This is a genomic window from Glycomyces dulcitolivorans, assembly GCF_003265355.1.
In the GTDB taxonomy this organism is placed as follows: domain Bacteria; phylum Actinomycetota; class Actinomycetes; order Mycobacteriales; family Micromonosporaceae; genus Glycomyces; species Glycomyces dulcitolivorans.
In genome coordinates this window covers 1-13,431 of the sequence record NZ_QFRW01000261.1, presented here as the reverse complement: position 1 = coordinate 13,431, position 13,431 = coordinate 1, and the positions used below count along the sequence as shown (strand labels likewise).

Below are 13,431 nucleotides of genomic sequence, written 5' to 3'. Positions count from 1 at the left end.
GCGCACGATCCGTGCGCGGCCGCCGTCGTTCTGTACGAAATCGCGACACTCTTCGGAAAAGCCGGAAAAACCGCGGCCGGACCCCTTGCGTCGCAGCGTTTCCAACTGTTAGGTTACTTTTTAATTCATGTCGTCGCAGGTAGGAAGTGTTACGACATTGAAGGGAATCGCTGAACCCATCATCTTGATAGGAGACGAAGATGCGCAAGTCGCGCAAAATCATCCTGTCCATCGCCGGAGCCGCGACCCTCGCGGTGTCGGCCTCCATGGCCGCCCTGGCCTGGGGCCACGGCTACACCTCCGACCCGCCCTCCCGCTCGGCGCTGTGCGCGAGCGGGGAGGTCACCAACTGCGGGGCCATCTCGTATGAGCCCCAGAGCGTCGAGGGCCCCAAGGGGTTCCCGGCGGCCGGACCCGCGGACGGCGAGATCTGCTCCGCCGGGCACGACACCTTCGCCGAACTCGACGACCCGCGCGGCGGCAACTGGCCCACGACCTCGGTGAGCGCCGGCCCGAAGACGTTCACGTGGACCATGACCGCGCGGCACTCGACCGCGACGTTCGACTACTACATCACCAACTCCAGCTACGACCCGACGCAGCCGCTCACCCGGTCCGACCTCGGGCTCACCCCGATCGCGTCGTTCAACATGGGCGGGGCCCAACCGGACCACACCATGACCCAGACCGTGACGCTCCCGTCCCGCACTGGGCAGCACCTGGTGCTCGCGGTGTGGAACATCGCCGACACGGTGAACGCCTTCTACTCGTGCATCGACGTCGACTTCGGCGGCGGCGGTTCCGAGACCGGGCAGCCGACCGACCCGGCCACCACGACCAGTCCCGGCACGGGCGCCGGCTGCTCCGCCGGAGCCTGGTCCGCGTCCGCGGTCTACACCGCGGGCAACCAGGTGACCCACGAGGGGATCGCCTACACCGCCTCCTGGTGGACCACGGGCGAGGAGCCCGGCACCACCGGCCAATGGGGGGTCTGGAAGCAGACCGCCACCTGTTAGCCATCCGCACAAGTCCACGGGCCCACCTGACCCACCCCCCGGTGTGAGGCGGGCCCGTGGCGCGCATTTCCCTTGACAGTCGCTCCGAACCGCGGTTACCGTTGTCCCCGTCCTTGTTCCCGACGTTAGGCACTCACTTGAAGCTCTAGGTCGTAGACATCGCGCCAGCACGTCTCTGCGCACGTGCACGGTGTGTCTTCGATCAAGAGGGTGCCCATTTCCGGGGATATCTCCTTCTCGCCACGCATGGCGCGATGTCTCTCATGTGATCCCGTTCCACAACTCACTTGAGAGAGGTCTCATGACCACCTATATCAACGTCCAGCAGCTGCGCTTCGCCTGGCCGGAGGGCGAACGCGTCTTCGACGGCGTCGACGTCGTCTTCTCCGACGGCCGCACCGCCCTCGTCGGCGACAACGGCACCGGCAAGTCGACCCTGATGCGCCTCGTCGCCGGGCTCCTCAAGCCCGAGTCCGGTTCGATCACCGCGTCTGGGCTCATCGAGTACCTGCCGCAGGAGCTCCCGCTGCGCCTCGGCGACACCGTCGCCGACCTGCTCGGCATCGCCGAGAAGCGCAAGGCGCTCATGGCGATCGAGGCCGGCGACCCGGGGGAGGAGCACTTCGCCGCCATCGGCGACGACTGGGACTTCCTCGACCGCTCGCGCGTCGCCCTCGACGAGCTCGGCCTCGACCACGTCGGGTTCGAACGCACGGTCGCTACCCTGTCCGGCGGCGAGTCGATGCTCGTGGGCCTGGCCGGGCGGCTCGCGCGCCGCCCGGACGTGCTCCTGCTCGACGAGCCGTCGAACAACCTCGACGCCACCGCGCGGGGGCGCCTGTACCAGGCGATCCGCCGCTTCAACGGCACGCTCGTGGTCGTCAGCCACGACCGGGCGCTGCTCGACCACGTCGACGCGGTCGCCGAGCTCTACAAGGGCCGCATCCGCGTCTTCGACGGCAACTACACCGCCTACGAGCAGGTCGTCGCCGCCGAGCAGGAGGCCGCGGCCCGCGCCGTTCGCGACGCCAAGCAGGACCTGACGCGGCAGCGGAAGGAGCTGGTGGCGACCCGCATCCAGAACGACAAGGGCGCGTCCGCGTGGAAGCGCGAGCGCGACCGGGGCGGCACGCCGAAGATCCTCCTCAACGGCAAGAAGAACGCCGGCGAGGTCTCCTCGGCGAAGATCCTCCTCGCCAAGCAGGACGACGTCGCCGAGGCGCGCGAGCGCCTCGACGCGGCCGAGGACGCCGTCCGCGACGACGGGTCGATCAACGTGGACCTGCCCGAGACGAGCGTCTCGACGCACCGCGAGATCGCGGTCCTCAAGGACCTCAAGGCGGGGGAGCTGTACGGCGAGGGCCTGGGCCTGCACCTGCGCGGGCCCGAGCGGGTCGCGGTCACCGGAGACAACGGCTCGGGCAAGACCACGCTGCTGCGGGCCATCGCCGCGGCCGCGCGCGTCCCGCACGGGTTCCTCACGCAGCGCCTGGAGCTGCTCGACGAGGACGCCACCGTGCTCGACAACGTGCGCGCCGCCGCGCCCGAGGCCGAGCAGTCGGTGCTGCGGACCCGCCTGGCGCGCTTCGGGATGCGCCGCGACGCGGTGTTCCAGCGGGTCGGGACGCTCTCGGGCGGGCAGCGGCTGCGGGCGGCGCTCGCGACCGTCCTGTCCTCCCAGCCCGCGCCGCAGCTGCTCCTGCTCGACGAGCCGACGAACAACCTCGACATGTCCTCGATCCGGCAGCTCCAGCAGGCGCTGACGGCGTACCAGGGCGCGCTGGTGGTCGTCAGCCACGACGAGGCGTTCCTCGACGGGCTCGGCCTGACCCGCCGGGTCGAGCTGGTGCGCGGCGAGGGCATCGCGACCGACGCGCCCGTGGCCGCGTAGGGGACACGGCCGCGAATCCCGGATCGGCGGCGTCTGCGGGCCGATACTGGTCGCGACCCACGCGAACAGTGAAGGAGTGCCGATGCCGTCGATCCGACTGGCCGCCGCCGCAGGGGCGATCGTTCTGGCGGGAGCCCTCGCGGGCTGCGGGAGCGACGCCGAAGACGACGCCGATCTGGGCGGTTCGTGGACGGCGACGCTGTCGACGACCTCGGCGTGGGCCGCGGTCTACCCGAACGGGCACGGCACCGCGAACCTCACCTCCGACGACGGGACCCGCGTGCAGCTGACCGTGTCCGGCCTCGGCGACTCGGTCGAGTACACGGCCCACGTGCACGCCGGCGAGTGCGACGACAACCCGCCCGGCGGCGCCCACTGGCTCGCCGACCCGAACGGCGAGGACGCGACCGGCAACATCATCGAGCTGACTTTGACGACCTCGGCGACCGGCACCGGCGAGACCGAGGTGTCGAGCGACCTGGTCCTGGACGACCGCGCGGAATCGGTCGTCGTCCACGCCCCCGACGCCGTCACCGAGGCCGCGGGCCTCGACGACAACCGCGTCCTCTGCGGCGACCTGGAGGACTGACCGCGGCTGTCGGACCCTCCGGGCAGGATTGAAACCGGGGGGTCCCCAGGGTGTCCGATTCGCGGAGACACTCCCGAGTCGCCCGGCACAGGCCACAGCCGCCGTTAATGCATGGCGCGCAGCAGGCCCGCCCGCGTATCCTTGCCTATCGTCATGCCCAGCAGCGTCCCGAAATCCCGTCCCAGCCTGCACGAGCGCGTCTCCGCGCTGCGCACGGCCGATCAGCGCGCCCTCAAACGCCGCCTGCGGGAGGCCCGCGAGCTCGAAGGGGCCGCGCGGAGCGCGGCCTTCGCGAAGGTCGAGGCCGACGTCGAGGCCAAGGAGGCGGCGCTCGCCGCCCGCGCGGCCGGCGTCCCGAAGATCGTCTACCCCGAAGAGCTGCCCGTCTCGCAGCGCAAGGACGACATCCTCGAAGCGATCCGCGACCACCAGGTCGTCATCATCGCGGGCGAGACCGGCTCGGGCAAGACCACGCAGATCCCGAAGATCTGCCTCGAACTCGGCCGCGGCGTGCGCGGCATGATCGGCCACACGCAGCCGCGCCGCATCGCGGCCCGCGCGGTCGCCGAGCGCATCGCCGAGGAGCTGCGCACCCCGCTCGGCGAGGCCGTCGGCTGGAAGGTCCGCTTCACCGACCAGGTCTCCGACGCCAGCTACGTCAAGCTCATGACCGACGGCATCCTGCTCACCGAGATCCAGCACGACCGGCTCCTGAGCGCCTACGACACGATCATCATCGACGAGGCCCACGAGCGCAGCCTCAACATCGACTTCATCCTCGGCTGCCTCAAGCAGATCCTCCCCAAGCGCCCCGACCTCAAGGTCATCGTCACCTCCGCGACCATCGACCCCGAGCGGTTCGCCAAGCACTTCGGGACCGAGGCCAAGCCCGCCCCGATCCTGGAGGTCTCCGGCCGCACCTACCCCGTCGAGGTCCGCTACCGGCCCCTGCGCAGCGAGGACGGCGAGGAGGACCGCGACCAGACCGACGGCATCCTCGACGCCGTCAACGAGCTCTCCCGCGCCGGCGACGGCGACATCCTCGTCTTCCTCTCCGGCGAGCAGGAGATCCGCGACACCGCCGACGCCCTGGAGAAGGCCAAGCTCCGCCACACCGAGGTCGTCCCGCTCTACGCGCGCCTCTCCGCCGAGGAGCAGCACCGGGTCTTCCGGTCCCACACCGGCCGCCGGATCATCCTCTCCACCAACGTCGCCGAGACCTCCCTGACCGTCCCCGGCATCCGCTACGTCGTCGACGCCGGGTACGCGCGCATCTCCCGCTACTCCGCCCGCACGAAGGTCCAGCGCCTCCCCATCGAGGCGATCAGCCAGGCCAGCGCCAACCAGCGCGCCGGGCGCTGCGGCCGCGTCGCCGAGGGCATCTGCATCCGCCTGTACTCCGAAGAGGACTTCAACGCCCGCCCGGAGTTCACCGACGCCGAGATCCTGCGCACCAACCTCGCCTCCGTCATCCTCCAGATGACCGCCGCGAAGCTCGGCCGCGTCGAGACGTTCCCGTTCGTCGACGCCCCCGACTCGCGGAACATCAAGGACGGCATGGACCTCCTGGTCGAGCTCGGTGCGCTCGAAGACGTGCGCACCGGCGAGCGGCGCCTCACGAAAGCCGGCCGCGACATCGCGCGCCTGCCGATCGACCCGCGCCTGGCCCGGATGATCCTCCAGGCCCGCGAGGAGGGCTGCGTCCACGCGGTCGCCGTCATCACCGCCGCGATGTCGATCCAGGACCCGAAGGAGCGCCCGGCCGACAAGCGCGCCCAGGCCGACCAGTCGCACGCGCGCTTCAACGACCCCGACTCCGACTTCTCGGCGTTCCTCAACCTGTGGCGGTACCTGGAGGACGAGCGGCGCTCGCGCTCCTCCAGCGCGTTCCGCCGCATGTGCAAGCAGGAGTACCTGCACTACCTGCGCATCCGCGAGTGGCAGGACCTGGTGCGGCAGATCCTCGGCGTCCTCAAGTCGCTGAAGATCCCCGTCGAGCCCGCCGGGACGACCCCCGACCCGAAGAAGGTCCACACCGCGCTCCTGGCCGGGCTGCTCTCGCACATCGGCGTCAAGGAGGCCGACACCCGCGAGTACCTGGGCGGGCGCAACGCCAAGTTCGCGATCTTCCCCGGCTCGGGCCTGGCGAAGAAGCAGCCGCGCTGGGTCGTCGCGGGCGAGCTGGTCGAGACCAGCCGCCTGTGGGGCCGCGTGTGCGCGAAGATCGAGCCCGAATGGGTCGAGCCGATCGCGCAGCACCTGGTCAAGCGCACCTACTCCGAGCCGCACTGGTCCAAGCGCGCCGGCGCGGTCCTCGCGTTCGAGCGCGTCACGCTGTACGGCGTCCCGATCGTGGCCCGCCGCAGCGTCAACTTCGGGCGCATCGACGTCCCGACGAGCCGCGAGCTGTTCATCCGCCACGCGCTCGTCCAGGGCGAGTGGGAGACCCACCACAAGTTCCTCGCCGGGAACCTCGCGAAGATCACCGAGGTCGAGGAGCTGGAGAGCCGGGTGCGCCAACGCGGGCTCCTCGCCGACGAGCAGACCCTCTTCGACTTCTACGACGAGCGCCTGCCCGCCGACATCGTCTCCGGCCGCCACTTCGACTCGTGGTGGAAGAAGGAGCGCGACAAGACCCTCCTCGACTTCGACGAGGCCCTGCTCCTGGGCGACCGCGCCGAGGCCGTCGCCGCCGACTCCTACCCCGAGGTCTGGACCTCCGAGGGCGCCGACCTCGAACTCGACTACGAGTTCGAGCCCGGCTCGGCCCGCGACGGCGTCACCGTCGCCGTCCCGCTCCCCGCGCTCCAGCAGCTCGACCAGGACGCCTTCACCTGGCAGGTCCCGGGATTGAGGGCCGAGTTCGCCGAGGCGCTCATCAAGAGCCTCCCGAAGGCCCTGCGCCGCAGCTTCGTCCCGGCCCCCGACTTCGCGAAGGCCGCCGTCGCCCGCATGGCCCCGGCCCCGGGCAAGCCCATGACCGCCGCGCTCGCCGACACGCTCAAGGCCATGACGAACGTGCACGTCCCCGCGGACGCCTTCGACCTCACCAAGGTCCCCGGGCACCTCCTCATGACCTTCCAGGTCAAGGACGAGGAGGGCGCGGTCCTCGCCGAGGGCAAGGAACTCGGCGCGCTCCAGCGCCAGCTCGCCCCCAAGACCCAGGAGGCCGCCGCCGAGGCCTTCGACCTCGAACGCACCGGCCTCAAGACCTGGGACTTCGATGAACTGCCGAAGCTCCACGAGACCCCGCGCAAGGGCTACACCGCGAAGGCGTACCCCGCGCTCACCGACGAAGGCGCCTCCGTCGGGATCAAGGCCTTCCCCGACCCGGCCTCGCAGTCCGCGAACATGTGGGCCGGGACGCGGCGCCTGCTGCGCCTGAACTGCCCCGACCCGCATCTCAAGGAAGTCCTCACCCGCAACGAGCAGCTCGCGCTCGCCACCGGGCCCTACGCGAACGTCGACGCGCTCCTGGCCGACTGCGTGCGCACCGTCCTCGACAAGGTCCTCATCGAAGGCGGCGGCCCCGCCTGGGACAAGGCCGGGTTCGAGGCCCTCCTCAAGCGCGCCCGCCCCGAGGTCGCCGGCGAGTCCCCGGCCGTCGCCCGCAAAGCCGCCGCCGTGCTCACCGAGACCCGCGAGGCCGCGCGCCTCCTCGAAGGCAAGTTCGACTTCACCATGCTCGCGGCCATGAGCGACATGCGCCGCCAGCTCGAATCGCTCACCGGCGCCGACGGGTTCGTCGGCGCCACCGGCTGGTGGCGCCTGGACGACCTCCACCGCTACGTCAAGGGCATCGCCTACCGCGCGAAGCGCGTCGTCGCCGACGTCAACGGCGACAAGGGGAAGATGGACGTCATCCACTCCCTCGAAGCCGACCGCGACTCCCTCGCGCGCACCCGCCCGGCCGCCCTGCGCTCCGGCGAGGGCCGCGAAGTCCGCTGGATGCTCGAAGAACTGCGCATCAGCTTCTTCGCCCAGCAGCTCGGCACCCGCTACCAGGTCTCCGAGAAGCGCATCCGCAAGCTCCTCCAGTCCCTATAACGGGCTGCGCGCAGGCCCGAATCCTGGAATTGTCGTACCCGAAGGACATCATCGATCCTTGGAAGCACACCCCAGGAGGAGACGTGTCACACGACTACGCCATCGAGGTCGAAGGGCTGACCAAGCACTTCGGTGACCTCGTCGCCGTCGACCACATCGACCTGAACGCCCGCACCGGCACCGTCCTGGGGGTCCTCGGCCCCAACGGCGCCGGCAAGACCACCATGGTCCGCATGCTCGCCACCCTCTCCCAGCCCACGGCCGGGACGGGCCGCGTCGGCGGCTACGACATCATCCGCAACGCCCCCGAGGTCCGGTCCCTCATCGGCCTCACCGGCCAGTTCGCCGGCATCGACGAACTCCTCACCGGCGAGGAGAACCTCCGGTTCATCGGCCGCCTCCTCGGCATGCCGACCCCGGCCGCCAAGGCCCGCGCCCGCGAACTCCTCGGCCAGTTCAACCTGTCCGACGCCGCCGACAAGGCCGCCAAGGCCTACTCCGGCGGCATGAGGCGCCGCCTCGACCTGGCCGCCAGCCTCGTCGGACGGCCCCGCATCCTCTTCCTCGACGAGCCCACCACCGGACTCGACCCCAGGGCCCGCGGAGAGCTCTGGGAACTCGTCCGCGGACTCGTCGCCGACGGCACCACCGTCCTGCTCACCACCCAGTACCTCGAAGAGGCCGACCAGCTCGCCCACGAGATCGCCGTCATCGACCACGGCAAGGTCATCGCCACCGGCACGCCCACCCAGCTCAAGGCCAAGATCGGCGGCCAGTCCCTGCGCATCCAGCCCGAGGACCACGGCCAGCTCGACGCCTTGCGCGACCTCGTCGCCGAGCGCTTCCCCGACCTCGAACCGGTCGTCTCGGCCGGGGCCGTCACCATCGGCGTCAACGACGACGGCATCATGCCGACCCTCGCCGCCGACCTCCGCAACCGCGGCATCGCGCTCACCGACTTCCACCTGGGCCTGTCCAGCCTCGACGAGGTCTTCCTGACCCTCACCGGGCACCGCACCGAGGCCGACGACGACGCCGACGACGAGGCCGAGGAGGCCGCGAAATGACCGCCGCAACCATCGAGGCCCCCGCGCCCGCGCTCGGCCGCCCCGGCCTCGGCGCCACCGTCAGCCAGACCCTCTCCATGGCCTGGCGCCAGATGGTCCGCATCAAGCACAACCCGTTCGAACTCGTCGACCTCAGCCTCAGCCCGATCATGTTCCTGCTGCTGTTCGTCTACGTCTTCGGCGGCCAGATGGCCGGCTCCACCTCGGACTACCTCCAGTACGTCCTCGGCGGCCTCATCGCCCAGAACGCCATCTTCCTCACCATGTACACCGGCACCGGCATCAACGCCGACCTCCGCAAGGGCGTCTACGACCGCTTCCGGTCCCTGCCGATCGCCCGCTCCGCGCCGCTGGCGGGGAAGATCTTCGCCGACATGTTCAAGCAGGTCTGGTCGATCCTCATCATGGTGGGCCTGGGCCTGCTCATGGGCTTCGAGCTGCGCAGCATCGGCTACGCCCTGCTCGCCGCGCTGGTGCTCGTCGTGTTCGCGCTGGCGATCTCGTGGGTCTCGGTCCTCATGGGGGTGGTCGCGGACTCCGAGGAGAAGGTCCAGATCTACGCCTTCGTGATCATCATGCCGCTGACGTTCACCTCCAGCGCCTTCGTCGACATCAACACGATGCCCGGCTTCATGCAGGCGTGGGCCAAGGTCAACCCGGTCACGCACCTCGCCGACGCGATGCGCGGCCTGCTGTCCTACGGCCCCATCGCCGAGCCGCTCATGTGGACGTTCGTGTGGGCCGCGGCGATCTTCGCCGTCACGGCCCCGCTGGCGATGCGCGCCTACAAGCGCAAGATGGTCTAGCCCAAGCCGAAAGGGCCGGTCGCGGATCCGACCGGCCCTTTCGTCACGGGCTCACACGCGGGCCAGGACCTTCGGCGGTTCCATGACCGGCGCGGGGTGCTTGGGCCGATGCTGGAGCTGGGCCAGGAGGGTCGCGCCGAGCGCGACGGTGAAGCCGATCGTCTGCAAGGCCGTGAACGTCTCGCCGGCGAGGAGCCAGCCCACGGTGGCGGCCGTCAGCGGGGAGAGCAGGCCCAGGAAGCTCAAGGGCACCACTGAGAGGCGCGGGATGCCGCGGAACCACAGCCAGTAGCCCAGGGCGGTGTTGACCAGGCCGAGGTACACGTACCCGAGGACGTTCGTTGTGGTCAGGGCCGGGATGCCGCCTTCGACGGCGAACGCGAGCGGGGCGAGCAGGAGGCCGCCGGCGGTGAGCTGCCAGCCCGCGAGGGCCGCGGGGCCGGCGCCCTCGGGCGGGCCCCACTTCTTGGTCAGGACCACCGCGGTCGCCATCGAGACCGCGCCGCCGATCCCGGCGAGCGCGCCGACCAGGTCGAGCCGGGCCTGCGCGGTGAGGACGACCATCGAGACGCCCGCGACGCCGGCGATGCCCAGCAGCCACGTCCGCAGCGGGACGCTGGTGTGCAGCACCAGGATCGTCAGCCCGGCGGTGACGAGCGGGCCGACCGCGCCGAGGACGGCCGCGACGCCGCCGGGGAGCCGGTAGGCCGCCGTGAACAGGAACGCGAAGAACACCGCGATGTTCAGCAGGCCGATGACGCCGGACTTCCACCACCACGAGCCCCTCGGCAGCCTTCGTGACAGGACTATGAGCAGGAGCCCGGCGGGCAGGGCCCGCAGCAGCGCGGTGAGGAAGGGGCGGTCTGCGGGGAGGAACTCGGTGGTGACGAAGTAGGTGGTGCCCCACATGACCGGCGCGAGGGCGGTGAGGAGGAGGTCCTTGGTGCTGCGGTTCACGACGGCTCCTTGAGGAAGTAGCTTGACTATGATTAGCTTACATCAAAGAAGCTTGATGTCAAGATACTTGGCTTCGACTAAAATCACCGGCAGGTACTTCCGCGGTGTCGACGCAGGTAGGGGAGAATGACGACCATGACTGACGACGCCGTGGACCGCATCATCGGCCAGTGGCACCGCGAGATGCCCGAGCTCCCCCTCGAATCCCTCGACTCGATGGCCCTGTTCGGGCGCGTCCACCGCATCTCCCAGAAGCTCGGCGACCGCCTCCACGAGCTGCGCGCCCGCCAGGGCCTGGGGCGCAACGAGTTCGACGTCCTCGCCACGATCCGCCGCTCGGGGGAGCCGTACACGCTCTCGCCCAAGGAGATCAGCGCCGCGATGATGCTCAGTTCGGGCGGGCTCACCGGCCGCCTCGACAAGCTGGAGGCCGCCGGGTTCGTCGAGCGCCTGCCCGACCCCGGCGACCGCCGCGGCCTCAAGGTCCGCATGACCGACCGCGGCCGCGAGGTCATCGAGGACTCGGTCCGCATCGGCATCGCCGCACAGGACGAGGCGCTGTCGGTGCTCACCGCCGAGGAGCGCGAGCGGCTCGGCGCGCTGCTGAAGAAGCTCCACGCCGGCTTCGAGGAGCAGTCCTTCGGCTAGGCCCTAGCGGGTCATGTCGATCTGGTAGTCGAAGATCTCGTAAACGACCGTGGGCGGCGGAGGCGTCCGCGACGGGTCGGGCTGCGGCGCGGGGGCCGGCGGCGTCAGCTCCTTCCAGCGCGCGATCGCGGTCCGCATCGTCTCGGGCCCGAAGGGCCCGTGCTCGGCGGCCTCGTCCTCGGTCACGAACCCCTGCGCGACCTCGGCGCACAACCGCGCGACCTCGGCCATGTCGCGGACCTGCGCCCGCGCCCACCAGTAGTCGCCGACCTCGCCGTGGCCGGGCACGACGGTCTTCGGCCGCCAGCCCAGCAGGTACTCGACGGCCTGCGGCCACTCGATCGGGTAGGCCGAGCTGTACGAGGGCGGCGCGCCCTGCTCCAGCAGGTCCCCGGCGAACAGGACGCCCGCGTCGGGGACCTCCACGACCATGTCGTTGTCGCTGTGCGCGAGGCCGACCTGGCGGAGCACGACGGTGCGCCCGCCCAGGTTCAGCCCGACCGCGCCCTGGACGCGGCAGTTCGGCGGGACGAGCCGCGTGGCGCCGATCCTGCGGGCGTCCTCCTCGCGGCCGTCGAGCCGGAACTTCGCGGCCCACTTCTTGCGCTGCTCGTCGCCGACCTTGACGTAGTGCGCGCCGTCGGCGACCGCCCAGATCGCGGACTCGCCGAACGCGGCGGTGCCGAACCAGTGGTCGAAGTGGTCGTGGGTGTACGCGATCTGCCACGGCAGGTCGGTCAGCTCCCGCACAGCCGTGGCGAGCGCGAAGCCGGCCTCGGCGTCGGTCCCGGTGTCGATGACCAGGGCGCTCTCGTCGCCGACCACCAGGCCCACGGTCTGGTCGAGCTTGTCGAGCCTGCGCGCCCACACCCGGTCGGCCACTTCGATCCAACGGTCGTTCATGGGGGCAATGGTATTCGGCCGCCGCTCCTGTGCGGCGGCCCGGCGAATGCCGGAAGCGACCCGGCTCCCTCCGGGAGGGGGCACTGGAGAGCGGTCTCCGGCGCCGTTCTACCTTCAGCGGGGTGTATTTCCGAATTACGACTACCGGGTGTCGAAATTACTTCATTCGCAAGTCGTAATATGGCTCTGGTCCTGATTTAGCCCCAGTTCAGGACACGGTTCCATCACGGAAAGACCCGCTTGTCGCATTTTCTGGACGTGTTAGTTTCGGGGGTGATACAAACCCCTCTCGTGTACGAAGGAGTACCACCCTTATGTACCTCAGTCGTCGTGGCCTGCTTTACGGATCGGCGGGCGTCGCCGCGGTTTCCTTGTCCGGGTGCGGGATCGGCGGTGAGGATGACAAGCAACTCACCGGCTTCACCGGCATCTCGATGCCGACCGACACGTCGGAGCGGTGGGTGATCGAGGGCAAGGCGCTCGAAGCGAACCTCAAGGAGCTCGGCTACGACGTCGTCCACTCCAACGCCAAGGACGTCGTCGAGGACCAGATCTCGCAGATCCAGTCGATGGTCGACGAGGGCGTCGAGTTCCTCATCGTCGCCGCGATCGACAACAAGTCCCTCGGCCAGGTCCTCGCCGCCGCGAAGGACAAGGGCGTCACGGTCATCTCCTACGACCGCCTCATCCTGGAGACGCCCGACGTCGACTACTACGCCTCGTTCGACAACTACCAGGTCGGCGTCCTCCAGGCGACCCACATCATCGACCGGCTCGGCATCCGCGACAACGAGGGCCCGTTCAACCTGGAGATCTTCTCGGGCGACCTCGGCGACAACAACTCCCAGTACTTCTTCATGGGCGGCCTCGACACCTTCGAGAGCCTCCTCTACAGCGGCAAGGTCGTCATCCCCTCCGGCCAGACCGAGCAGGACCCGACCTCGACGGCGGGCTGGAGCGGCGACGTCGCCAAGGAACGCATGGACACGCTCATCAAGGAGTACTACTCCGACGACCGCGAACTGCACGCGGTCCTGTCGCCCTACGACGGCATCAGTCGCGGCATCGTCGCGGCCCTGGTCGAGAACGACTACGAGCCCGGCACCGCCGGGTTCCCGGTCGTCACGGGCCAGGACGCCGAGGCCGCCTCGGTCAAGGCGATCAAGGACGGCACCGGCCAGACCGAGACCGTCTTCAAGGACACCCGCCAGCTCGCCCACACGGTCACCGGGATGGTCCAGGCCATCGTCGAGGGCGGCGAGCCGGAGGTCAACGACCTCGGGACCTACGACAACGGCTTCAAGTTCGTGCCCTCGCTGCTGCTCGACCCGGTCGACGTGACCGCCGAGAACTACGTCGAGGTCATCGTCGAGAGCGAGTACCTCACCGAGGAGCAGATCGACGCCGGAGAGGCATAGTCGATTGCGCCACTCTTCAAGCGGCGCAATGAAAACGGATGTAATCGCACCGATTCTCCGAGAAGGCGGCCGGGCCCGGAAAGGGCCCG

10 protein-coding genes and 1 pseudogene are annotated in these 13,431 nt (G+C 69.8%); 9 read left to right on the top strand and 2 right to left on the bottom strand.

What is annotated here, in order from left to right; genetic code table 11:
* Window positions 1-200: 200 nt before the first annotated feature.
* The 7 genes and pseudogenes from DI269_RS17350 to DI269_RS17325 form a co-directional block, all read left to right on the top strand.
* A pseudogene (locus tag DI269_RS17350) lies at window positions 201-788 on the top strand (lytic polysaccharide monooxygenase auxiliary activity family 9 protein); the annotation flags it as partial.
* Window positions 774-1,016, top strand: a complete 243-nt coding sequence (locus DI269_RS29155) for a carbohydrate-binding protein (RefSeq protein ID WP_408612305.1) — start codon at window positions 774-776, stop codon at window positions 1,014-1,016. The pseudogene DI269_RS17350 and the gene DI269_RS29155, both read left to right, overlap by 15 nt.
* A gap of 301 nt (window positions 1,017-1,317) precedes the next feature.
* Window positions 1,318-2,907: an ABC-F family ATP-binding cassette domain-containing protein gene (locus tag DI269_RS17345; protein WP_112138114.1), complete on the top strand. Its 1,590-nt coding sequence runs from the start codon at window positions 1,318-1,320 to the stop codon at window positions 2,905-2,907.
* An 82-nt stretch (window positions 2,908-2,989) separates the two neighbouring features.
* Window positions 2,990-3,496 (top strand): superoxide dismutase family protein, encoded by a 507-nt coding sequence (locus tag DI269_RS17340; RefSeq protein WP_112138111.1) that lies wholly within the window; start codon window positions 2,990-2,992, stop codon window positions 3,494-3,496.
* 153 nt (window positions 3,497-3,649) lie between these two features.
* On the top strand, window positions 3,650-7,543 hold the full coding sequence (gene hrpA, locus DI269_RS17335; RefSeq protein ID WP_112138108.1) for an ATP-dependent RNA helicase HrpA: 3,894 nt from the start codon (window positions 3,650-3,652) through the stop codon (window positions 7,541-7,543).
* Window positions 7,544-7,626: 83 nt separating this feature from the next.
* Window positions 7,627-8,610 (top strand): ATP-binding cassette domain-containing protein, encoded by a 984-nt coding sequence (locus DI269_RS17330; RefSeq protein WP_112138105.1) that lies wholly within the window; start codon window positions 7,627-7,629, stop codon window positions 8,608-8,610.
* On the top strand, window positions 8,607-9,416 hold the full coding sequence (locus DI269_RS17325; protein ID WP_112138103.1) for an ABC transporter permease: 810 nt from the start codon (window positions 8,607-8,609) through the stop codon (window positions 9,414-9,416). Before DI269_RS17330 ends, DI269_RS17325 begins: the two co-directional genes overlap by 4 nt.
* A gap of 51 nt (window positions 9,417-9,467) precedes the next feature.
* Here DI269_RS17325 and DI269_RS17320 read toward each other — a convergent pair whose 3' ends face one another.
* Window positions 9,468-10,373 carry an EamA family transporter gene (locus tag DI269_RS17320; protein WP_112138100.1) on the bottom strand — a complete coding sequence of 302 codons (906 nt, stop codon included), beginning with the start codon at window positions 10,371-10,373 and terminating at the stop codon, window positions 9,468-9,470.
* Window positions 10,374-10,508: 135 nt separating this feature from the next.
* Between DI269_RS17320 and DI269_RS17315 the strand changes: the two genes are divergently transcribed.
* Window positions 10,509-11,021, top strand: coding sequence for a MarR family winged helix-turn-helix transcriptional regulator (locus tag DI269_RS17315; protein WP_112138119.1), 513 nt, complete (start codon window positions 10,509-10,511; stop codon window positions 11,019-11,021).
* 3 nt (window positions 11,022-11,024) lie between these two features.
* Here DI269_RS17315 and DI269_RS17310 read toward each other — a convergent pair whose 3' ends face one another.
* Window positions 11,025-11,924, bottom strand: coding sequence for an MBL fold metallo-hydrolase (locus tag DI269_RS17310; protein WP_112138097.1), 900 nt, complete (start codon window positions 11,922-11,924; stop codon window positions 11,025-11,027).
* A 434-nt stretch (window positions 11,925-12,358) separates the two neighbouring features.
* Here DI269_RS17310 and DI269_RS17305 point away from each other — a divergent pair, with 434 nt between their 5' ends.
* Complete coding sequence (locus DI269_RS17305; protein ID WP_198667510.1) at window positions 12,359-13,342, top strand: substrate-binding domain-containing protein; 984 nt, start codon at window positions 12,359-12,361, stop codon at window positions 13,340-13,342.
* Window positions 13,343-13,431: the final 89 nt, after the last annotated feature.